Source organism: Nocardia terpenica, from assembly GCF_013186535.1.
GTDB classification, from domain to species: domain Bacteria; phylum Actinomycetota; class Actinomycetes; order Mycobacteriales; family Mycobacteriaceae; genus Nocardia; species Nocardia terpenica.
In genome coordinates this window covers 294,251-315,684 of the sequence record NZ_JABMCZ010000005.1, presented here as the reverse complement: position 1 = coordinate 315,684, position 21,434 = coordinate 294,251, and the positions used below count along the sequence as shown (strand labels likewise).

Genomic DNA, 21,434 nt, shown 5'->3' with positions numbered 1-21,434 from the left:
GAGCGCCCACGCACAGTCGGAAACATGAACGAATACGACGTGGTGGTCGTCGGCGCGGGCCCGGTGGGGTTGATGCTCGCCGGGGAACTGCGGTTGGGCGGCGCGAATGTGGTTGTGATCGAACGGCTACCGGAGATGGATCCGACGGTGAAGGCCGGGGGGATCAATGTGTCGGCGGCGCAGGCGCTGTTTCGCCGCGGCCTGGGGCCCGCCCTGGCCGAGCATCACAGTGAGCGGGCCGCGGAGCTGCGGGCCACCTTCACCCGGCCCGGGCAGCAGCCGCCGGGCGCCGACGAGCCGCTGCCCTTCGTCGGGCATTTCGCGGGGATCTTCATCGACCGCGACGATGTCGACTTCACCGATCCGGCCTTCGCCGACCTCGGGCGCGCCGCCGAGTTCATGCTGGTCGACCAGCAGGGCATCGAGACCGTGCTGGGCGAGTGGGTCGCCGATCTGGGCGTGCCGGTGTGGCGCGGGGCCGAGGTGCACGGCTTCGACGCCGAATCCGACGGTGTCACCGTGTATTTCGGCGACACCTCGGTGCGGGCGGCCTGGCTGGTCGGCTGCGACGGCGGGCGCAGCTCGGTCCGCAAGCGGGCCGGATTCGATTTCCCGGGAGTGGATCCGGAGATCACCGGGCATCAGGCGATCGTGACCATGACCGGCTACGAGGCCCTGGGCACCGGATGGGTTCGCACCGAGACCGGAATCTATATGCACGGCAAGGTCCCCGGTGGTCCGAGCCGCATTCTCACCGTCGAAATGGACGGCCCGCCCGCGGATCGCAACGCGCCGATCATCGCCGCCGATCTGCAGCGCAGCATGCGCCACCTGTCCGGCGTGCCGGTCGAGGTGACCGAGGTTCATTCGGCCACACGGTTTTCCGACAATACCCGCCAGGCGACCACCTACCGGCTGGGCCGGGTGCTGCTGGCCGGTGATGCCGCGCATGTGCATTCGCCCTTCGGCGGTCAGGGCCTGAACCTGGGCCTCGGCGACGCGGTCAATCTGGGCTGGAAACTGGCCGCCGTGATCGCGGGCCGCTCCCCGGAGAGCCTGCTGGATACCTATACGGCCGAACGTCATCCGATCGGCGCGTGGGTATTGCATTGGACCAGGGCGCAAATCGCGGTCATGCGCCTGGACCCGCAAAGCCGGGCCATGCGCGCCGTGCTGTCGGAAATCCTGGCCACCTGCGACGGCGCCACCTACATCGTCAAACGCCTCTCCGGGGTGGTCAACCGCTACGACCTGGGCGGCGGCCACCCTCTGATCGGCGCCCTCATGCCCGACCTCCCGCTGACCGACGGCACCCGCCTGAGCGACTACTTCACCGATGCTCGCGCGGTCCTCTACGACCCCACCGACTCCGCGCCCCTGCGCGCCGCCGCCCAACCGTGGTCGGACCGGGTCCGCGTGGTGACCACCAAACCCGTTGCGGCACAGTGGTTCACCGGACTACTGGTGCGGCCCGACGGCTACGTCGCCTGGGCCGGTGACGATTTCACCGCCCTCGAGGCGGCCCTGCACCGCTGGTTCGGGGACGGTCGGTGATGCACGGGTAGCCTCCGGTAGCCGCGGACCACAGCAGCTCGGCCATTCCGGGATAGCACCCTATGATCGGCCGCACGACGCGCTCAGCTCCGACTCGTCTACCGGCGCGGCCGGTTCGGCGAACTCGGCCGCGCCCCAGCGGGCGTCGACGATCAGGCCGATCACGCCGAGGGTGATGCAGACGCCGGACAGCACCAGCAGTCCCGGATTGGTCTTCCCCGTGAGCGCGTCGCCGAGCACCACGATGCCGATGGTGCCGGGCACGACGCCGATCAGGGTGGCGAGCAGATAGGGCACCAGCCGCACCGAGGACAGGCCCGCGCAATAGTTGATGATCGAGAACGGCACGGGCGCGATCAGCCGCAGCGAACCCACGGCCAGCCAGCCCCGCCGCGCCAATCGGCGATCGACCGCACGGACCGCGGGATGGGTGAGCCGCGCCGCCACCTGCTCGCGATCCAGCGCCCGCACCAGCAGCAGGGCGAGCAGCGCGCTGACGGTCGTCGCCGCCACCGCGAGCGTGATGCCCAGAACGGGCCCGAACAGCAGCCCGGCGCTGAGGGTGAACACGGTGCGGGGGAACGGCGCCACCGTCACCACCGCGTGCACCAGGAAGAACACGACCGGAAACAGCGGTCCCACCGAATGCGCCCACTCCCGGATCTGCTGCGGACTGGGATGCGGGGCGAGCAGGGCAACCGCGATCACGACGACGCCGATCACGAGCAGCGCCAGGAAACGCGGATCGCGGAATCTCCTCAGCACAGCGGCCAGGCTACCCGGTGGTAGTCGCCGGTCGGGCAACGGTCACGGGAACGGAGATCGAAACTCTGGTGCAGTACCTGAGGTTCGGCCGTCGGACGCGCGGTGGGATGCTGGGGGTGTATATGGTCCGCTGTGATGCGTCCCACCTGCCCCGACGGCTGTGAACCAGACACACAGGCGGCTGCGAATGTGTTGCGAAGGGTTGGTCGGACGCCGGGACATCCGGTACACGTGGCAGTGTCGGACTCGAGTGGAAGAGGAACAGCAGCGATGCCGAACGGTTCGGAACCGGGCGCGGATCCCGTGCCCGAGTATGCCGCGTGGCGCAAGGGCGTGGCCGGGGTGCTGGCCAAGGCGCGCAGGGTGGACGCGGCCGAACTCGGCGACGAGCCGGAGCGGCTGCTGGCGACCGCCACCTATGACGGGGTGACGGTCAATCCGCTCTACACCCGCCGCGACGAGTTGCCCGAGCAGCCGCTGCCGGGTGAGTTCCCGTTCGTGCGCGGCGGTGACGGCCTGCGCGATGTGCACCGCGGCTGGTTCGTGAGCGCCCGGTTCGCCGATGCCGATGCCGCCGACGTGAACCGGCGGATCGTGGCGGGGCTGGAGAACGGGGTGAGCGCGATCTGGCTGGGCGTCGGCGAGGCCGGTGTCCCGGTGGCCGAGCTGCCGGTGGCGCTGCGGGGGGTGCTGTTCGATCTCGCGCCGGTGACGCTGGAGGCGGGCGCGCAGACGAGTGCGGCCGCGGCGCAACTGTTCTCGATCCTGGACGGCTACGATGCGCCGCGCCGGGAGGATATTCGGGTCGATCTCGGTGCCGCGCCGTTGACCGACGCCTTCGCCGGGACCCCGGGGATCGGGCTGGCCGAGACCGTGGAGCTGGCCCACACGGCCGCTGCCCGGGTGGAGTCGGTGCGCGCGATCACGGTGTGCGGCACCGCGTTCCACGATGCGGGTGCCTCCGATGCGCAGGAGCTGGGCGCGGCCGTGGCGGCGGGGCTGGAGTATCTGCGGGCGTTGACCACCGAGGCCGGTATCGATGCGGTGACGGCCCTGGGTCAGTTGAGTTTCCGGTTCGCGGCGACCGATGATCAGTTCGCGACGATCGCGAAGTTCCGTGCGGGGCGGCGGTTGTGGGCGCGGGTGGCGCACGAGCTGGGTGCGCCCGATCGCGGGAACGCGCCGCAGCACGCGGTGACGTCGGCGGCGATGATGACGCAGCGGGACCCGTGGGTGAATATGCTGCGGACCACGTTGGCGGCGTTCGGTGCGGGGGTCGGGGGCGCGGATCTGGTGACGGTGCGCCCCTTCGATTCCGCGTTGCCCGCCGGGGAATTGGGTGTGTCGCAGGCGTTCTCGGATCGGATGGCGCGTAATACCCAGTTGCTGCTGCTCGAGGAGTCGCATCTCGGGCATGTGCGTGATCCCGGTGCGGGGTCGTGGTATGTGGAGAGCCTGACCGACGAACTCGCCGCGCGGGCCTGGGAATTCATGCAGGAGCTGGAGCGGGCGGGCGGGTACCGTGCCGCGGTGGCATCGGGTGTGCTGGCCGAGCGGATCGGGGAGACCAGGGCGCGTCGGGAATCCGATGTCGCGCGCCGCGAGACGTCGGTCACGGGCGTGAACGAGTTTCCGAATCTGGCGGAGGAGCCGCTGTCGGAGGCGGCGCGGCAGCCGAGTCCGATTGCCCGTTACGCCACCGTGTTCGAGGAGCTGCGCAATCGCTCGGACGCCTACCTGGCCGCGCACGGGCGGCGGCCGCGGGCGCTGCTGGTGCCGCTGGGGCCGGTCGCCGAGCACAATGTGCGGGTCACGTTTACCGCGAACCTGTTGGCGTCGGGCGGTGTCGAGACCGTGAATCCCGGTGTTCTCGAGCCCGGCCGGATCGGCGCGGTGGCGGCGGAATTCGTTGCGGCCGAGCGGGAATCGGTTGCGGTGCTGTGTGGTTCGGATGCCCGTTACGGTGCGGAGGCCGGTGCCGCGGTGGCGGCATTGCGGGAGGCGGGTGTGGGCACGGTGGTGCTGGCGGGTCCGGAGCAGGCGGTGGCCGAGTTGTCGGGTGCGCAGCGGCCGGACGGGTTCGTCTCGGCCCGAATGGATGCGGTGGCGGCATTGACCGGCCTGCTGGAGAAGCTGGGAGCCTAGGATGACGACACGGGAGATCAAGCATCTGATCGGCAGTTTCGCCGAGGTGCCGCTCGGCGAGCCCGCCGCGGCGCAGGTGAGTGCGGACCAGGTCGAAGAGTTCGTCGCTGCCTCGGCGGCCGCGAACCATTATGCGCCCGAACAATTGGTGTGGGCGACGCCGGAAGGTATCGATGTGCCACCGGTGTTCACCAAGGCCGACCGCGATCGGATTGCGGGCGAAGGGTATCCGCTGGACTCGCTGCCGGGTCTGGCGCCGTTCGTGCGGGGCCCGTATCCGACGATGTATGTGAACCAGCCGTGGACGATCCGCCAGTACGCGGGTTTCTCCACGGCCGCGGACTCGAATGCGTTCTACCGCCGCAACCTCGCCGCCGGGCAGAAGGGCCTGTCGGTGGCGTTCGATCTGGCCACCCACCGCGGTTACGACTCCGATCATCCGCGGGTGACCGGTGACGTGGGTATGGCGGGGGTGGCGATCGATTCGATCCTGGATATGCGGGAGCTGTTCGATCAGATTCCGCTGGACCAGGTTTCGGTGTCGATGACCATGAACGGGGCGGTGCTGCCGATCCTGGCGCTGTATGTGGTGGCGGCGGAGGAGCAGGGCGTCAAGCCCGAGCAGCTGGCCGGGACGATTCAGAACGATATTCTGAAGGAGTTCATGGTCCGCAACACCTACATCTATCCGCCGAAGCCGTCGATGCGGATCATTTCCGACATCTTCGCCTACACCAGTGCGCGGATGCCGAAGTTCAACTCGATCTCCATTTCCGGCTACCACATTCAGGAGGCCGGGGCCACCGCCGATCTGGAGCTCGCCTACACGCTGGCCGACGGTGTGGAATACATTCGCGCCGGGCTGGACGCGGGCATGGCGATCGATCAGTTCGCGCCGCGATTGTCGTTCTTCTGGGCGATCGGCATGAACTTCTTCATGGAGGTCGCCAAACTCCGTGCGGGACGGCTGCTCTGGAGCGAGCTGGTCGCGAAGTTCGAGCCGACGAGCGCGAAATCGCTGTCGCTGCGCACCCATTCGCAGACCTCCGGGTGGTCGCTGACCGCGCAGGACGTGTTCAACAATGTGGCCCGCACGTGTGTGGAGGCGATGGCCGCCACCCAGGGCCACACCCAGTCGCTGCACACCAATGCCCTGGACGAGGCGCTGGCGCTGCCGACGGATTTCTCCGCCCGCATCGCCCGCAACACGCAGCTGCTGATCGCGCAGGAGTCGGGGACGACCCGGCCGATCGATCCGTGGGGCGGCTCCTACTATGTGGAATGGCTGACCCATCAGCTGGCGCAGCGGGCCCGCGCGCACATCGCGGAGGTGCAGGCGCACGGCGGTATGGCGCAGGCGATTTCGGAGGGCATTCCGAAGCTGCGCATCGAGGAGGCCGCCGCCCGCACCCAGGCCCGCATCGATACCGGGGCGCAGCCGGTGATCGGGGTCAACAAGTATCAGGTCGACGAGGATCATCGGATCGAGGTGCTCAAGGTCGACAACTCCCGGGTGCGCGCCGAGCAGGCCGAGAAGCTGGCCCGGCTGCGGGCCGAACGCGACGCGGGCGAGGTGGAGCGGGCGCTGGCCGAATTGACCAGGGTCGCCGGTGTTTCCGGCGGCGGGATGGACACCAATCTGCTCGCCCTGGCCATCAATGCGGCGCGCGCCAAGGCCACCGTGGGCGAGATCTCCGACGCGCTCGAGCGGGTGTACGGGCGGCATCAGGCCGAGATCCGCACCCTGTCGGGCGTCTACCGGGAGGAGGCGGGCAAGGTGACCAATATCAGCCGCGCCATCGATCTGGTGGCCGAGTTCGCCGAGGCCGAGGGCCGCCGCCCCCGCATCCTCGTCGCGAAAATGGGCCAGGACGGCCACGACCGGGGCCAGAAGGTGATCGCCACCGCCTTCGCCGACCTCGGCTTCGACGTCGACGTGGGTCCGCTGTTCCAAACCCCCGAGGAGGTGGCCCAGCAGGCCGCCGACAACGACGTCCACGTCGTCGGCGTGTCCTCCCTGGCCGCCGGGCACCTCACCCTGGTCCCGGCGCTGCGCCACGCCCTGGCCGAGGTCGGCCGCCCCGACATCATGGTCATCGTCGGCGGCGTCATCCCCCCGGGCGACTTCGACGACCTCTACCGCGCCGGAGCGGCCGCCATCTTCCCGCCCGGCACCGTCATCGCCGACGCCGCCATCGACCTGCTCCGCAAGCTGAGCGACGAACTCGGCCACGAGATCGGCGGTGGCGCAGCGGAATCCGCCGGAACCGAATGAGTGGGGAGAAGAAGTCGGGCGATTCGGTCCCGCCGCGCGAGGCATCCGGCGCGGTGAATATTCCTGGCTCGCAAGCGCTGTCGACCGAACGCGGGCTGCCTCCGTCGACTCGCGCTGCCGCGCCCGGTGGGCGGGGGCGGGGTGTGCGGCGGGAGATCGATGTCGCGCAGTTGGCAAGGGCGGTAAGGGGATCCGAGCGGGCGGGGTTGGCTCGGGCTATTACGCTGGTGGAGTCGACGCGGGCCGATCATCGGGAGGCGGCGCAGCGGCTGTTGCTGGAGTTGACGGCCGATTCCGGTGCGGGCGAGTCGAATCGGGTCGGTATCACCGGGGTGCCGGGGGTGGGTAAGTCGACGTTCATCGATGCGCTCGGGATGTATTTGATCGGGCAGGGGCATCGGGTGGCGGTGCTGGCGGTCGATCCGTCCTCGACGCGGACGGGTGGGTCGATTCTCGGGGACAAGACCCGGATGGCGCGACTTGCGGTGGAGCGCAACGCTTATATCCGGCCCTCGCCGACGGCGGGCACGCTCGGCGGTGTCGCCAAGGCGACCCGCGAGACCATTGTGCTGCTCGAGGCCGCGGGCTACGACGTGATTCTGGTGGAGACCGTCGGCGTCGGCCAGTCCGAGGTGACCGTCGCCAATATGGTCGACGTGTTCTGCTTCCTCACCCTGGCCCGCACCGGAGATCAGTTGCAGGGCATCAAGAAAGGCGTGCTGGAACTGGCCGACCTCGTCGCCGTCAACAAGGCCGACGGCCACCACGAAATGGAGGCCAAGGCCGCCGCCCGCGAACTCCAGGGCGCCATGCGGCTCATCCACCCGCGCGACTCCCTCTGGCGGCCACCGGTTCTCACCATGAGCGGCCTCAACGGCATTGGCCTGGACACCTTTTGGGACACCATCCTGCACCACCGCCGGGTCCTGACCGAGGCAGGCGAATTCACCGAGAAACGCCGCCGCCAACAGGTCGACTGGACCTGGACCATGGTCCACGACCAACTGCTCCGCCGCCTCGCCGACAACCCCCAGGTGAAAGCCGTTCGGGGACAAGTAGAAAAACAGGTACGGGATGGTTCGCTGACACCCGCGCTGGCGGCCGAGGAGATCCTGCGAGCCTTCGACGGGCGGTGAGGCCCGACCATCGGCGGGGTCTGGACATCGTCTCGGCGATATGCCATCCTGTCGGCGTAAGTATCACCGTTATATCGTCGACGCCAGGTTGGTCGGTGGAGTGCGTCGAGGCGATGTCGTCTCGAAAGGACTTCTCCCGTGACCACCGACCCTTTCCGGCTGGCCTCCGGCGGCTACACCCCCGATCCCGAGCGTGACACCGCACTGATTGTCGACGGCGTCTTCGCCAGTGTCGCCGCGACCCTGCGCGCACGCGGCGACGAGACCGATCCGACCGAGTTCCTGCGCGCGAATCTCGGTGCGCTGGAAGCCGATAACGCCGACATGGTGGTGGACGAGCCGTCCCGGCACAATCTGCGCATGACCCTGGCGCTGGTCGTCGCCTACCGGTATCTGTGCCCGCGCCTCGGCCGGGCCGACGCCCTCGCCGCCGTCCGCGCCGGTTTCGTGGAGCCCACCGCCCCGGCCCTGCGCGCGGGCACTCGCAGGCTGTTGGATGCGGCCGAGGATCCGTTCACCGCGCTCGTCGGCCTCAGCAAGATCCGGGAGCGCGACGCGTTCGGCCCCACCTTCACCTTCGAGCGTGCGGCCGACGACGATCGGCGCTACCACCTGAACGTCACCCGCTGCTTCTATCACGATGTGCTGGTACGTAATTCGGCTCCCGAGTTGACGCCCGGCATGTGCGAATTCGATCGCGGCTGGATCGACGCCATCGTCCCGGAACGCCACGGATTCCGCTTCACCCGTACCACCACGATCGGACTCGGCGGCGACCACTGCCCGTTCCATTTCGATCGCCTCGATCTACGGCGAACGCCGCATGACCGGGGCGGGGCGTGAGACTAGCGTCGCCATGTCCGCCATCGCGGGCCTGGTGCCGCCAATGTCTCTCAGCTGCTCATGCTCACCATGATCGGCGGCCTCGTCCTGTGGACCGTCGTCTCGGCGAAGAAGATCGAGGGCGTCTCCCGCCTCACCGCTCGATAGCGGCCCTGTCGGCTCTCGGAGCAATCGCATCCAGTAACGCTGGCGAGGTCGGCGGAAGTAGTACCAGCGCCAGGCCAGGAGCAGCCCGATGACTGTGCCCTGGAAGGGATATGACAGGGCCACGACCGCGGTGGTGGGGAGGGTGTAGATGGCCAGGACGCGGAGGGCGGCTTCCAGCAGCAGAGCCGTGCCCCAGACCAGGGACTGCAGGGTGTAGGTGCGGCGGTAGGCGGGCTGGGTGTTCCAGAGGTGGTCCCAGCGCCGGGAGTGGGCGGGGTCGGGGGCGTGCAGGCGTTTGGCGATGAGGAACAGCGCCGGGCGGCCCGCGGCGCAGGTGAGCAAGAAGGTCAGGCCCACCTGGGCGGTGGTGGCCGAGTCCTTGGCGAGCAGGAATCGGTGGTCGCCGGTCAGTAGGGCCGCGCCGATACTGATCACATAGGTCGACAGCAGGAACACGGCCAAGCCGTCGATCCGGCGCTGGCGGGCCAGCGTATACAGTATGCGCAGACCCGAACCGGCCGCGCCGAGCCACAGCGCCAGCCGCTGCGAGCACCCGGCGCTGGTCAGCAGGAAGTAGGGGGCGGTGGACCAGAGGATGTCGAACAGTAGATCGCGGTAGCGCCACAGCAGGGTCGAGAGTCGTTGTGGCTTCAGCATTTCGAGGTTCATTACCGCACCGGGTCCACGGTGTCCGGTATCCAGCTGCCGTGAAATCCGGTGGGCACCCGGCGGGGGAGATGGACGCGGGCGACCGGCGGTGCGGCGAGATCGCTGGCATCGAGCACGAGTAGCCGCGAGGAGCGGCCGCCACGGTCGGTGACGATCGACAGCAGCCATCCGGCGTCCTCGGCATCGGCGTCGGGTGCGGGGACGAAAACCGCCTCTCCCACAGCGCAATCGGGGAGTTCGTGCCTCGTGCGCGAACCGGAGACGAGATCGTATTTCGCTATGCCATCGGGCGTTTCGGTGACGGCATACAGATAGCGGTTGTGCCGACCGACGTAATCGCCCCTGAGCGTGGGGAACTCGACATTGCAGTCGTCCAGCCGTTCCTCGCGGGCGCGCCCGGTCGTGAGATCGAGAATCCAGCGATGCAGACGGGCCGCCTCCGCCCGTCCGGGATCCAGCGGAAGTTGCAGCGGCCGAACGGATTCCTCGCCGCTGAACCGCCGCCACTCCCGGGGGAAGGTGGCCTCGCCGTAGCGGCAGCCGTCGACGACGACCCGATCGCCGTCGTCACGGGCATTGCCGAGATGGAATACATAGCACGGGTCGATGTCGAACCACCGCACCGCCGTTCGGCCTTCGCGCGGCATCACCCCGATCCGCGCACCGTAGGTGTCGTTCCAGCGGAACGGCATTCCCCGGCCGCGGAGTTCGGGCGCGTAGGTGACCGGCAGATCCAGCCACACGATGTGGCGATCGGTGATGGCGAAGTCGTGCATCATCGTCGGCGCGGGCACCTCGATGCCGGTACTGGCTGTCAGCTCCCCTCCTGCCGACAGCCGGTGGTAGGTGACATACGGCGCGGTGGTCCCGTAGCCGAAGAAATGCAGTTCGCCGGAGCGAGGATCGAGCCGGGGATGCGCGGTCATGGCGGTGGTCAACCGGCCCCCGAAATCGCACGGCCCCACCGTATTCAGATCGAGCGTGACCTCGTGCGGCAGGCCGCTCTCCACCAGCGCGAGCAGTCGCCCGGCATGCTCGATGATGTGGGTGTTCGCGCTCACCGACCGCAGATCCGTGCGTAGCGGACGTCCCGCACGCTCGTCGAGGAATCGCTGCGTGCGCACCCATCTATTGCGATACCACAGCGCGCGCCCGTCCCGCAGCCGCACGCCGTGCAGCATCCCGGGCCCGCTGAAGAAGTGGCGCGGATCCGAAAGGTCCGCTCCCGGTAGCGCATTGGGGCCGTTGCGCACATACCGGCCGCACAGTGCGGGCGGAATCGCGCCCGACACAGGCAGTTCGGTGGCGTCGATCTCGTCCGGTACCGGCAGTGCGTATGCTCTCGCATCCCCCATGGATCTCCCCTCTCGTCATTGGCACGAGTGTGCTAGCACGACTGTATCAATGATTAGCACGGCTGTGCTAGTGTGCGGGCGTGGGAGTGGAAGATCGGGATCGGCGGCAGGCGCGGATCGCGGAGGCCACCTGGCGGTTGATCCGTCGTGGCGGGCTGGCGGCCGCGTCGGTTCGTAATATCGCGGCCGAGGCGGGGATGTCGATGGGCTCGGTGCGGCACCTGTTCGCCACCCAGCAGCAGTTGCTGTCGTTCGCCATGGACCAGGTCAGGCAGCGGGCCTGGGCGCGGGTGGAGCCCTGCCTGCGCTCGCCCCTGGACAGTCCGCGGCGGGTGGAATCCGTACTGGCCGAAACACTTCCGCTGGACGAGCAGCGCCGGACCGAGAGCGAGGTGTGGGTGTCGCTGCTCGCCGCCGGGCTCACCGACCCGCAGCTACGCGAACACGCCGAGCGCGCGCACGCCGACCTGCTCTCGCTGGAACGGCATCTGCTCGACGGCCTGGTCCGAGCCGGTCGCCTCCGCGACGATCTGGACCTCGACCTCGAGGCCGCGCGCCTGCACGCGCTCTTGCACGGGCTCGCTGTGGATCTGGTGACTTCCAGCCATCTCGCACCCGAACAGGCGACGCGAATCCTCCGGCATCATCTCGACAGCCTGCGATCGGAATGAGGAAGTGATTCGGAATGAGGAAGTGATGCGGTCGAGGGTGCGCTGGTTGCCGCGCTGTCGGCTCGAGTGGTGTCAGGGCAGATCGAGCAGGCGGGTCGCATTGTCGTGGCAGACGCCGCGCAGCCAGTCGTCGCCCAGGTTCAGGCGCTCCAGTGCCTCGAGTGCGTGGGTGTACGGGTAGGGGATGTTGGGGAAGTCGCTGCCGAACAGGATGCGGCCGCCGAGGTCGCGCAGGCGGCGGTATTCGGTGATGGGGAAGGGGGAGGCGTCTTCGAAGAAGTCGGTGAAATTCATTGTGGTGTCGAGATGGACGCCGTCGTGCCGCTCGGTGAGATCGAGGAATTCGGAGTACTCGGGCGCGCCCAGATGCGCGATGATCAATCGCAATCGCGGAAAGCGTTGCAGCAGGGCCGCCATCGGTCCCGGACCGGTGAATTCGCCTGCGACAGGCGATGATCCGCAGTGGACGACCACCGGCACCTCGGCATCGGACAGCTGCCCCCACACCTCGGTGAGCAGCTCGCCGCCCGGATCGAATCCGCCGACCTGGATGTGCACCTTGAAGATTCGCGCCCCCGCCGCCAGCGCCGTCCGGACGTAGTCCGCGGCGCCGGGCTCCGGATAGAACGTGGCGGTGTGCAGGCAGTCCGGGGTGCGGGCCGCGAACTCGGCGGTCCACTGGTTCAGCCAGGCCGCCATGTCCGGCTTGTGCGGGTACACCAGCGAGCTGAAGGCGCGAACACCGAAGCCGCGCAATGTCTTCAGCCGCACCTGCTCGTCGTCCCGGTAGGCGATCGGCCACGGCCGCGCGACCAGCGGGCCCGCCGCGTCGAAATACGCCCACACCTTGCGCAGCACCGGCTCGGGCATGAAATGCGTGTGCACGTCCACGATCGCGGGCAGCCCGAGCCGCCGCCGGAACGCGGCGATCCGATCGGTCTCGTCGCTCATCGGCACGCTCACCGCGGCGGGTACACCGTGCGCGCGTACTCGCCGACCCGCTCGATCAGCCGATCGAAGAAGACCGCGGGCTCGGTGCCGATCACGATGTCCGCGTTGGGTTCCCGGCCCCACATTCCCGCCCAGTCCGCGACCGTCGTCGCGCGGGTGATGGCGCCCGCCAGCTCGACATCCACCGTCGCGGCCCGCGTCGCCGCCAGCCCCGGATCCACCGCGACCGCGGCCGCGAACGGGTCGTGCATGTGGGCCAGGTAGCCCTGGCCGTGGTCGCGGTGGAATTCGAAGTAGAACCGCACGGCATCGGACAGGTATCGGACGATCGGATTCGACGCCGCCGACCGGATGCCCGCGGCATCGGTCGACGCGGGCGATTCCACCGGCACGCTGCCCGCGCGCTCGGTCAGCCGGACCAGATGCTCCGGAAACATCTCGATGGTCTCGGTGATGTCGAGCGCGCAGACGATCGGCCGCCGGTCCGCCGGGGCCGCGGCGAAGGCGTCGAAGACCTCCTTCCACGCCTCCGGATCGACATGCACGTTCCACTCGTTGGTGGGGGTGGTGTTGCCGGGATGGTGGAACGCCCCGCCCATCACCACCAGCCGCCGGAGCAGTTGCGGCAGTTCGGGTTCCAGCCGCAGCGCCAGGGCGAGATTGGTCAGCGGCCCGGTGCACAGGCCCACGATCTCGCCGGGATGCGCGCGCACCAGATCCACCCACAGCCGCGCCGCCGACCGCCCCGACAGCGTCCGGTCCGACGGCGGCAGCTCGGCATAGCCGATGCCCTGCGGGCCGTGGGTGTCCTCGGTGGTGCGCAGCGGAATCGCCAGCGGCGCCTCCGATCCCAGCGCCACCTCGATCTCCGGCGCCCGGCACAGATCCAGCAGCGCGAGATTGTTCGCGGCCACCCGCGGGGCGGGCACATTACCCGCCGTCGAGGCGATGCCGACGATCTCGGCCTCCGGACTGGCCAGCAGGTAGAGCAATCCCAGCGAATCGTCGATGCCGGTATCGACATCCATGATGATCTTCTGCCGCACGGGTCGAGCCTAGTAGGTGGGCAACTCGTAGTCGTCGGTCTGGGTGAACAAGCGCATCATGATCGGGCGCAGGAGGCGGGAGGTCATCAGGCGGGCGCTGAGCTTGGTCAGGCGCAGGCCGAGGGTTGTCTTGGGGACGATCATGGCGATACCGGCGCCGCCCGGGAGCTCCTGGGCCTTGGCCAGGAAGGGCTTCACCCGCTCCTCGTAGCGGGCCAGCGCGCCCGCGAGATCGCCCGGGGTGGAGGCGATTTCACCGGCGAGGACGTAGGCGCCCACGATGGCCATCGCGGTGCCCATGCCGGTCAGCGGTGAGCCGCAGTAGCCCGCATCACCGAGCAGCGTGACCCGGCCCGCCGACAGCGACGGCATGTCCACGCGCGCCAGCTGATCGAAGTAGAAGTCCGGGGTGTCGGTCATCGCCGCGTTCACCAGGGGCCAGTGCCAGCCCGCGTCGGCCAGCGCCGTCCGGATGCGCCGCTTCTGGATCTCGGCATCGCCGCGCAGCGCCGGATCGACCTCGCAACGCAGCATGATGATGGCCTTCGAGGTCGCCGGGTCGGCGTCGGTGCGGATGGCGACGTTCGCGCCCGGCACCGCATGCAGTTTCATCCAGCCCTGTTCGGTGCCCTCGGGTGTGGGGATGGTGAAGAACGCCATATAGCCGCCCAGGTGGGTCGTGAACCGCTCCTCGGGGCCGAACGCCAGTCGCCGCGTCGCCGAATGCACGCCGTCCGCGCCGATGACCACGTCGAAACGCTCGGTGGCGCCGGAGACGAAGGTGACATCGACACCGGTGCCGTCCTGGCGCAGGGCCTCGATCCACTCGCCGTAGCGGTAGTCCAGGTCGCCGCCCGCGTCCGAAACCTCGTCCAGCAACACCTGATTCAGGTCGCCGCGGCTGATCTCGATATCGGCGATGAAGCCCTTGCCCTCGAACATCTCCTTCGGCATGCGGGCGAAGTCCCGGCCCCGCGCGTCGACGTGGGCCATGCCGCGGTCGTCCAGCTGGTACTTGCGGATACCCGGCATCAGCCCCATGCGCTCGGCCGCCTCGCGGCTGGGCCCGCGCAGATCCACCGCCTGCCCGCCGGGCCGGGGAGCGGCGGCGCGCTCGACGATCGTGACCCGGATGCCGGACCGAAGCAGTTGCAGCGCAACGGCATTGCCCGCGATGCCGCCGCCGGAGACCAGGATGTGCGGGGAGGTGGTGCTCATGGTGGTGATCCCTATCGTTAGGTCCAAACGTCTTAGACAAATGTCTCACACACGTTGCACGCCTGTCTAGTACAAATGTCTGAGACGTTGTAACCTGGGCGAATGGGTAATCGAGAGGATTTGTTGGAGGGGGCCAGGAAGGCGATTCTCGAGCGTGGCCTGGCCAAGGTGACCGCGCGGGACATCGCCGCCGCGGCCAGCGTGAGCCTGGCGGCCATCGGGTACCACTTCGGGTCGAAGGACCGCCTGATCTCCGAGGCGATTACCGAGGCCACGGGCAGCGTGATCGGCGACGCGATCGACGCGACCATCCGGGTGGCGGGGGAGGGGCGCACGCTGTGGGAGTCGCTCGGCCCCACCTGGGACGGCATGCTCGAGGTGGTCCGCGACAAGCGTGAGCAGCTCCTGCTGAGCATGGAGAACGGCCTGCGGATCATGCGCTCCCCGGAATCGCAGCAGTACCTCGCCGAGGCCAGCCGCGGCGCCTATGCAGAGCTAGCCGGTCTGCTCCAGGACATCCACCCGAACCTCACCCCGGAACAGGCACGCGCCGTCGGGAAGCTGTACTTCCTGATGTTCCAGGGTTACGCGCTGCTCGGCCTGCTGGCTCCGGACGGCGATCTGCTGACCGGCGAGGAGGTCGCGACGGCGGTGGAGGCGTTGCGTACCAAGTGATCTACCCCGGCCGGGGTCGGGTCAGGTCCATGCCGGGGCGTCGCCGCCGTACGGGCGGGCGGGCCAGGGATAGTCCGGGTACTCGGCCAGAACCGGTGCCGCACTGACGATTCCGCCGTGTCGGACCACGCTGTCGGCCGCGGGTGGCGCGGGCTCGGGATGCTCCGGTGCGCGTCCCGGCGCGGTCAGTAGCCAGGACCCGGTGCGGGCCAGGGCAACTCGAACATCGCGGCCGCGGCCGTCGCCCGCCCGCGCGATCACGGCATCGAGTATCCCGGCGGCCAGCAGGTAGCCGCTGCCGTGGTCGAGCGCCTGCGCGGGCAGCGCGCCCAGCGGCGAATTCCCGTGCCCGCCTTCGAGGAGCGAGATCCCCGAGGCGGCCTGCACGATGCTGTCGAACCCGCGCCGCCGCCCCCACGGCCCGCCCTCACCCCAGGCGCTGACCCGCCCGTGGATGATGCCGGGCCGACTATCCGCGGCGGCGATGCCCGCGGCTTCCAGTGCGCCGGGCCGATATCCGGTCACCAGCACGTCGGCGGAGCCCAGCAAATCGCGCAGCAGCGGTAGGCGGGCCCGGATGTCCAGCAGCGCGGATCGCTTGCCCTGGCACATATCCACGTACTGGAACGGGAGCTCGGGCAGCCCCGGCGGGTCGATGCGCAGTACCTCCGCGCCGAGCAGCGCCAGCGCGCGGGTCGCGACCGGACCGGCGAGCACGCGGGTCAGATCGAGCACGCGCACGCCGCGCAGCGGCTGCGATCGGGTGGCCGCGCAAGGCTTTTCGAGGTCACCGGTGTCCGCCCGCACATCCACGGCCACCAGCGGTCCGGTCGCGGCGGCCCGGCCCTGCGGACTGTCCGCCCACTCCCGCTCGGTGCGCACCCGCACCGCGATCGCGCCCGATTCCGCCGCCCGGTCCTCGATCTCGGCCGCCGCGCGGGTCGCGATGCGCGCGGCGACCCGCGCCCGGTCCGCGTCGTCGCCCAACTCCAGCAGCCGCAGCAGCCGGGCGCGATGATGCGGATAGTTGGCATGGGTGCGCACCCACCCGTCGGCGGCCTCGAAGAATCCCGACAGCTCGGCGAACGCGGCGACCGGGGCCCCGTCGATGCGCAGCAGGCGGTCGCTGCGGAACGAGGCGGCAATGCGTTCGGGAACGAGCCGGTGCCCCAGCGGGTCGATGCCGTGCGCGGCGCGCCATCGGTTCGCGGCCCGCGCGAACGCCGCCACCGATCCGCCCGCCAGCGACCAGACCGGCAGCGTTGCCGCCAAAGCCGACTCGGGATCGGCGGCGACGGGGATACTCGATGCCGGAGCATCGAGCGTGGACTCGTGGCCGGGGATACTCGACTCGTAGTCGCGGACCAGTAGCTCGTGTGCATCCACAACGATCGAGCGTAGTGCGTAGGAAAGGCGGAATCGTGGAGGGAAAGATCACCGGCACCACCTGGTTGCGGGAGTTGCGTGGCGTGGCCGAACCCCGGGTGGTACTGGTCTGTTTCCCGCCGGGCGGCGGCTCGGCCAGCGCGTACAGGCCCCTGGCGCAGCTACTCCCGGCCGATCTCGCGGTGTTCGCGGTGCAGTATCCGGGCCGCCAGGATCGACTGGGAGAGCCCGTGCTGCCCGATATCCCCGCGCTCGCCGATCGCGTGACCGCCGATCTGCTGACCTGGGGGCCGCGCCCGCTCGCGCTGTTCGGGCACAGCATGGGCGCGACCGTCGCCTTCGAAACCGCGCGGCGACTGGAGGCGGCCGAGCGGGGGCCGGTGCATCTGTTCGTCTCCGGGCGCATCGCGCCGGACGGGCCGTATTCGGGTGCGGTGCACCGGGGTTCGGACGCGGAGGTGATCGCCGAATTGGAGCGGCTGGCCAACGATCCCGCCTCGGTGGCGATCCTGCGCAGCGAGCCCGGTCTCGCCGATCTGGTGCTGCCCGCGGTCCGCGGCGATTACCAGGCGGTCGAGACCTATGTTTACGAAACCGGAAAACCGTTGCACTGCAACGTTTCCGCACTGCTCGGCGATGCCGATCCGACGGTGACGCCGGAGCAGGCCGGGCGGTGGCGCGACCACACCGAGGGCGAGTTCGAGCTGACCACCTTCCCGGGGCGGCACTTCTATCTCGACGAAAAGGTCCCGGAGGTGGCGGATTTCGTCACCGCCCGGCTGCGCTGATCACACGCAGGATTCCAGCGTCGCCTCGGCCAGGGCGACCACCACGTCCTCGGCGCGCAGCCGTCGCCGGAACGCCTCGGCCTGCCGTACCGCGCCGTTGCCGCGGGCGCGCACCGTCGCGAGCGTTTCGGCGACGAAGCCGCGCTCGCCGAGCAGATCCAGCGCCGGGCTCAGTCTCGCCACGAAATCGTCGAGCACGGCCATCGCCGGGGCGACGCGTCCGTCCACCGGGTCGACGAGGCCGCCGGTGAGCCCGGTCTGCGCGGCCCGCCAGTAGGCGGCGTGCAGCAGTTCGGGAGCGACGGGTGGCGCGGTTCGCCCGTGCGCCAACGCATCTCGCGCGGTGAGTACGGTCGCGTGCACCAGGGTCGCCAGCAGCGCGGTCTCCTCGACCGTGGCCGGGACGTCGCTGATGCGGATCTCCACCGTCGGGTAGGTGGTGGAGGGGCGCACGTCCCAGTAGACCATCTTGCGGTCCAGGATCGTCCCGCTGGCGAGCATCATCTGCACCAGCGCGTCGTACTGGTCGATGGATTCGAAATGCGGGGGCGGTCCGGCGCTGGGCCAGCGCCGCCACTGGATGTTGCGCCAGCTGGCGAAGCCGGTGTCGACGCCGCCGTGGATCGCCGAATTCGCGGTGAGCGCCAGGAACAGCGGCAGCTGCGGTCGCAGGAAATTGCTTACCTGCACGGCGATCTCGCGATCGGGCACCCCGATGTGCACGTGGCATCCGCACAGCGCCTGCCGGTGGGTCAGCATGCCGAAGTTCGCGGCGATGGTCCGGTAGCGCGGTGTGTCGGTGACCGGGCAGGACGGCGGCACGGTCGGCGAGGCCGCGACCGCGAGCAGCCGGGTGTCGTTCTTCTCCGCGCAGAAGGCGATATCGCGGCGCAGGTGACGCAGTTCGCGCAGCAGGGCGGGGGAGCGGGTGTGAATGCCGGTGCGGGTCTCCACCTGGCAGCCGGACAGCTCCAACTGCACCCCGACCCCGATGTCGTTGGCCGTGCGCGCCACCTCGACATTGCGTCCCACCGGGGCACCGGAGCTCGGGTCGACGAGAAGAAACTCCTCCTCGACCCCGACGGTCGAAGGCTCCGCCTGCACACTCGTAGGCTATCGGTCCGGACCGGTCACCGGGCCGGATCGGCTCCGACCCGGCCCGAATGAGGTCGTGAGCGGGCGGCGGTGCGGTGTGCGCTCACCCCAGGTAGTAGGACTCGAGCACGACGTCCCGCAGCAGCGACTGATATTCCACGTGCGCCCGGTGCTCGACGGTGTGCCAGCTCTCGCCCTCCTGCTCGCGCATGTAGCGCAGATAGTCGGGCGCGCCGGGCACCTTCACGTTGTCGGCCACCACGGCCGATCCGGGATGCAGCCATCCCGCCGCCAGAATGGTCCGCAGGTCCGGCAGATAGGCCGCCGTGCTGTGGTCGATGAAGACGAAATCGACCGCGCGGAAACCGAATCCGTGCTCGGTGGCGAGCTTGTGCATGGTGGCGCCGCCGTCGCCCAGCCGGCCCACCACCACGCTGACCCGATCGTCGAGCCCGGCGTGCGCGAGGACGGCGCGGGCGATCTCGGCATTGGCGGGGTTGAATTCCACCGAGACGAGCCGGGCGCCCGGCGCCAGCAGGCGCCCGGTGCGCACCGCGCTGTAACCGCAGTAGGCGCCGAGCTCGAGCAGCAGCTTCGGCTCCGCGGCCCGGACCGCGGCATCCAGCAGCAGGCCCTTCTCGTCGCCGATATTCACCAGCATGCTGCGCCGCCGGGCGAAGTCATCGATGGCGGCGAGCACGCTGTCCGGATCGTCGGCGGTGGCGTGTGCCAGCACGTGGTCGCGCAGCGCCGCCTCGCGCCCGTCGCCGACCTGCCCGGTGCGCAACAGGTTCGGCATGCCCAATCCGAGGCGGAGCCACGACCATCGGACGAACGGAACCCGGTCTCGCAGTTTCGCTCCGAACCCCGCGTCGTCCATATCGCCTCCTACGCTCGCACCGCCCCGCTTCTGCCTGATTATGCGCGTCGGGGCGGTCCGGCGAATGCCGAGATTCCTGGGGTCGACGGGTCGGGGAGCGGACTCTAGCTGCGGCGCAACGGGTTTCGGAGGTGACCGGTTTCGGACGCACGTCGACCGGGCGGCCGACGTGCGCACGGTCGAACCGCATACGCCAAATTGAATACCGATAAAGGAATATACGCATCCAAACATGTAAATCCGCTCGTGTCTTCGCGCAGCTCGAACACCAAAGTCACGACCAAAACAGCCAGGAGGAGAGGGAGCCAGTGGGAGCGGCGAGCCGGTTGGTTACCAGTTGGAGGGCTCGTAGTCCTTGAGGAAGCAGCCGTAGAGGTCTTCGCCCTGTTCGCCGCGGATGATGGGGTCGTAGACGCGGGCGGCGCCGTCGACCAGGTCGAGGGGGGCGTGGAAGCCCTCGTCGGCGAGGCGGATCTTGGTGTAGTGGGGGCGTTCGTCGGTGATCCAGCCGGTGTCGACGGCGGTCATGAGAATGCGGTCGGTGTCGAACATTTCGCCCGCGCTGGTGCGGGTGAGCATGTTGAGGGCGGCCTTGGCCATATTGGTGTGCGGGTGGCCGGGGCCCTTGTAGCCGCGGCCGAAGACGCCCTCCATGGCGGAGACGTTGACGATGTATTTGCGGCGGGCGGGGGCGGCGGCCATGGCGGGGCGCAGGCGGGAGATGAGCAGGAAGGGGGCCGTCGAGTTGCACAGCTGCACCTCGAGCAGTTCGGTGGCGTCGACCTCGGCGACGGTCTGCACCCAGCTGTTGGTGTGCGCGAGGTCGGGGACCAGGCCGCCCGCGTCGATGGCGACGCCGCGCGAAATGCGTTCGGGGGTGGCCGATCCCGCGACGAGGGCGAGGTCGGTGATGTCGGCGGCGGTGAGGGTGGGTGCGAGCGAGGCGGTGAGCGCGGTGGGGTGGGCCTGCATGGTCTTGCCGAAGCTGATGCTGTCGGGGAGTTCCCCGGCGGGCAGGGGGCCGGATTCGGCGTCGACGAGGGCACTGTAGGCGCCGGGGGAGCGGCGCACGGTCTGGGCGGCGTTGTTGACGAGGATGTCGAGCGGGCCCTGGGCGGCGACATCGTCGGCGAGGGCGACGACCTGGGCGGGGTCGCGCAGGTCGATGCCGACGATGCGGAGGCGGTGGATCCAGTCGGCGCTGTCGGGCTGGGCCTTGAAGCGGCGGATGGCGTCGTTGGGGAAGCGGGTGGTGACGGTGGTGTGCGCGCCGTCGCGCAGCAGGCGCAGCGCGATGTACATGCCGATCTTGGCGCGGCCGCCGGTGAGCAGGGCGCGGCGGCCGGTGAGATCGGTGCGGGCGTCGCGTTTGGCGTGGCTCTTGGCGGCGCAGTCGGGGCACAGCTGGTGGTAGAAGGCGTCGACCCGGGTGTAGCGCTGCTTGCAGATGTAGCAGGGGCGGGGGCGGACGAAGGTTCCGGCGGAGGCGCCGACGGCGTTGGAGGCCAACGGGATTCCGGCGGTCTCGTCGTCGATGCGGTTCGCGGAGCCGGTGGCGGTGGCGGCGACCACGCTGCGGTCGGCGGCGGAGATGGTGTCGCGGGCCTGGGTGCGGCGGCGGCGCTTGAGCGTTTTGAACATGTGGCCGACGGCGCGCTGGACGGTGATGGAGTCGGGGTGTTCCTTGTCGAGCCGTCCGGCTTGATCGAGTACCCGCAGGCAGATTTCGAGCTCGGCGGGGTCGATATCCGGCGAGTCGGTCCGGGTGGTCGGTGCGTGCTCGGCCATTGCGGTGCGGGGTGATCCTTCGTGTGCGGGTCGGTTGCCGCCGCCCA

General features: G+C 69.5%; 18 protein-coding genes. 8 read left to right on the top strand and 10 right to left on the bottom strand.

Annotation, left to right across the window (positions count from 1 at the left end; translation table 11 throughout):
- Positions 1-24 precede the first annotated feature (24 nt).
- Positions 25-1,554 carry an FAD-dependent monooxygenase gene (locus HPY32_RS37285; protein WP_156674480.1) on the top strand — a complete coding sequence of 510 codons (1,530 nt, stop codon included), beginning with the start codon at positions 25-27 and terminating at the stop codon, positions 1,552-1,554.
- Between the two features lie 60 nt (positions 1,555-1,614).
- Here the strand turns inward: HPY32_RS37285 and HPY32_RS37280 are convergent, their stop codons facing one another.
- Complete coding sequence (locus HPY32_RS37280) at positions 1,615-2,319, bottom strand: TVP38/TMEM64 family protein (protein ID WP_067588534.1); 705 nt, start codon at positions 2,317-2,319, stop codon at positions 1,615-1,617.
- A gap of 270 nt (positions 2,320-2,589) precedes the next feature.
- Between HPY32_RS37280 and HPY32_RS37275 the strand changes: the two genes are divergently transcribed.
- From HPY32_RS37275 to HPY32_RS37260, 4 genes are all read left to right on the top strand, one after another.
- Positions 2,590-4,464, top strand: a complete 1,875-nt coding sequence (locus HPY32_RS37275) for a methylmalonyl-CoA mutase family protein (protein ID WP_067588536.1) — start codon at positions 2,590-2,592, stop codon at positions 4,462-4,464.
- 1 nt (position 4,465) lies between these two features.
- Positions 4,466-6,739: a methylmalonyl-CoA mutase gene (gene scpA / locus HPY32_RS37270; RefSeq protein ID WP_067588538.1), complete on the top strand. Its 2,274-nt coding sequence runs from the start codon at positions 4,466-4,468 to the stop codon at positions 6,737-6,739.
- Complete coding sequence (gene meaB / locus HPY32_RS37265; protein WP_082871404.1) at positions 6,736-7,875, top strand: methylmalonyl Co-A mutase-associated GTPase MeaB; 1,140 nt, start codon at positions 6,736-6,738, stop codon at positions 7,873-7,875. Before scpA ends, meaB begins: the two co-directional genes overlap by 4 nt.
- Before the next feature lie 138 nt (positions 7,876-8,013).
- Positions 8,014-8,718: an L-2-amino-thiazoline-4-carboxylic acid hydrolase gene (locus HPY32_RS37260; protein WP_067588540.1), complete on the top strand. Its 705-nt coding sequence runs from the start codon at positions 8,014-8,016 to the stop codon at positions 8,716-8,718.
- Here the strand turns inward: HPY32_RS37260 and HPY32_RS37255 are convergent.
- The gene (locus tag HPY32_RS37255) at positions 8,683-9,534 is read right to left on the bottom strand and encodes a VC0807 family protein (protein ID WP_067588542.1); all 852 of its coding nucleotides are present in this window, start codon (positions 9,532-9,534) and stop codon (positions 8,683-8,685) included. The two genes, HPY32_RS37260 and HPY32_RS37255, sit on opposite strands and share 36 nt — an antisense overlap.
- Positions 9,534-10,889 (bottom strand): carotenoid oxygenase family protein, encoded by a 1,356-nt coding sequence (locus tag HPY32_RS37250; RefSeq protein ID WP_067588544.1) that lies wholly within the window; start codon positions 10,887-10,889, stop codon positions 9,534-9,536. Before HPY32_RS37250 ends, HPY32_RS37255 begins: the two co-directional genes overlap by 1 nt.
- An 80-nt stretch (positions 10,890-10,969) precedes the next feature.
- Between HPY32_RS37250 and HPY32_RS37245 the strand changes: the two genes are divergently transcribed.
- On the top strand, positions 10,970-11,560 hold the full coding sequence (locus HPY32_RS37245; RefSeq protein WP_067588546.1) for a TetR/AcrR family transcriptional regulator: 591 nt from the start codon (positions 10,970-10,972) through the stop codon (positions 11,558-11,560).
- A 72-nt stretch (positions 11,561-11,632) separates the two neighbouring features.
- On the opposite strand, the gene HPY32_RS37240 is transcribed toward HPY32_RS37245, so the two are convergent.
- The 3 genes from HPY32_RS37240 to HPY32_RS37230 are packed head-to-tail and all read right to left on the bottom strand — an operon-like array spanning position 11,633 to position 14,775.
- Positions 11,633-12,511: an amidohydrolase family protein gene (locus HPY32_RS37240; protein WP_067595852.1), complete on the bottom strand. Its 879-nt coding sequence runs from the start codon at positions 12,509-12,511 to the stop codon at positions 11,633-11,635.
- An 8-nt stretch (positions 12,512-12,519) separates the two neighbouring features.
- The gene (locus tag HPY32_RS37235) at positions 12,520-13,557 is read right to left on the bottom strand and encodes a nucleoside hydrolase (protein ID WP_269456510.1); all 1,038 of its coding nucleotides are present in this window, start codon (positions 13,555-13,557) and stop codon (positions 12,520-12,522) included.
- A 9-nt stretch (positions 13,558-13,566) separates the two neighbouring features.
- Positions 13,567-14,775: an FAD-dependent monooxygenase gene (locus tag HPY32_RS37230; protein ID WP_067588548.1), complete on the bottom strand. Its 1,209-nt coding sequence runs from the start codon at positions 14,773-14,775 to the stop codon at positions 13,567-13,569.
- Between the two features lie 102 nt (positions 14,776-14,877).
- Here HPY32_RS37230 and HPY32_RS37225 point away from each other — a divergent pair, with 102 nt between their 5' ends.
- Positions 14,878-15,450 carry a TetR family transcriptional regulator gene (locus HPY32_RS37225; RefSeq protein ID WP_067588550.1) on the top strand — a complete coding sequence of 191 codons (573 nt, stop codon included), beginning with the start codon at positions 14,878-14,880 and terminating at the stop codon, positions 15,448-15,450.
- Between the two features lie 21 nt (positions 15,451-15,471).
- On the opposite strand, the gene HPY32_RS37220 is transcribed toward HPY32_RS37225, so the two are convergent.
- A complete protein-coding gene (locus tag HPY32_RS37220; protein ID WP_082871405.1) occupies positions 15,472-16,836 on the bottom strand; it encodes a CoA transferase in 1,365 nt (454 codons plus the stop codon).
- A gap of 35 nt (positions 16,837-16,871) precedes the next feature.
- Between HPY32_RS37220 and HPY32_RS37215 the strand changes: the two genes are divergently transcribed.
- The gene (locus HPY32_RS37215; protein WP_067588552.1) at positions 16,872-17,624 is read left to right on the top strand and encodes a thioesterase II family protein; all 753 of its coding nucleotides are present in this window, start codon (positions 16,872-16,874) and stop codon (positions 17,622-17,624) included.
- On the opposite strand, the gene HPY32_RS37210 is transcribed toward HPY32_RS37215, so the two are convergent.
- The 3 genes from HPY32_RS37210 to HPY32_RS37200 all read right to left on the bottom strand — a co-directional run bounded on the left by HPY32_RS37210 (position 17,625) and on the right by HPY32_RS37200 (position 21,387).
- Positions 17,625-18,728 carry a glutamate--cysteine ligase gene (locus tag HPY32_RS37210; protein WP_067588554.1) on the bottom strand — a complete coding sequence of 368 codons (1,104 nt, stop codon included), beginning with the start codon at positions 18,726-18,728 and terminating at the stop codon, positions 17,625-17,627.
- A 94-nt stretch (positions 18,729-18,822) separates the two neighbouring features.
- A complete protein-coding gene (locus HPY32_RS37205) occupies positions 18,823-19,599 on the bottom strand; it encodes an O-methyltransferase (RefSeq protein WP_067595854.1) in 777 nt (258 codons plus the stop codon).
- A 330-nt stretch (positions 19,600-19,929) separates the two neighbouring features.
- The gene (locus HPY32_RS37200; protein WP_067588556.1) at positions 19,930-21,387 is read right to left on the bottom strand and encodes an SDR family NAD(P)-dependent oxidoreductase; all 1,458 of its coding nucleotides are present in this window, start codon (positions 21,385-21,387) and stop codon (positions 19,930-19,932) included.
- Between the last annotated feature and the right edge of the window lie 47 nt (positions 21,388-21,434).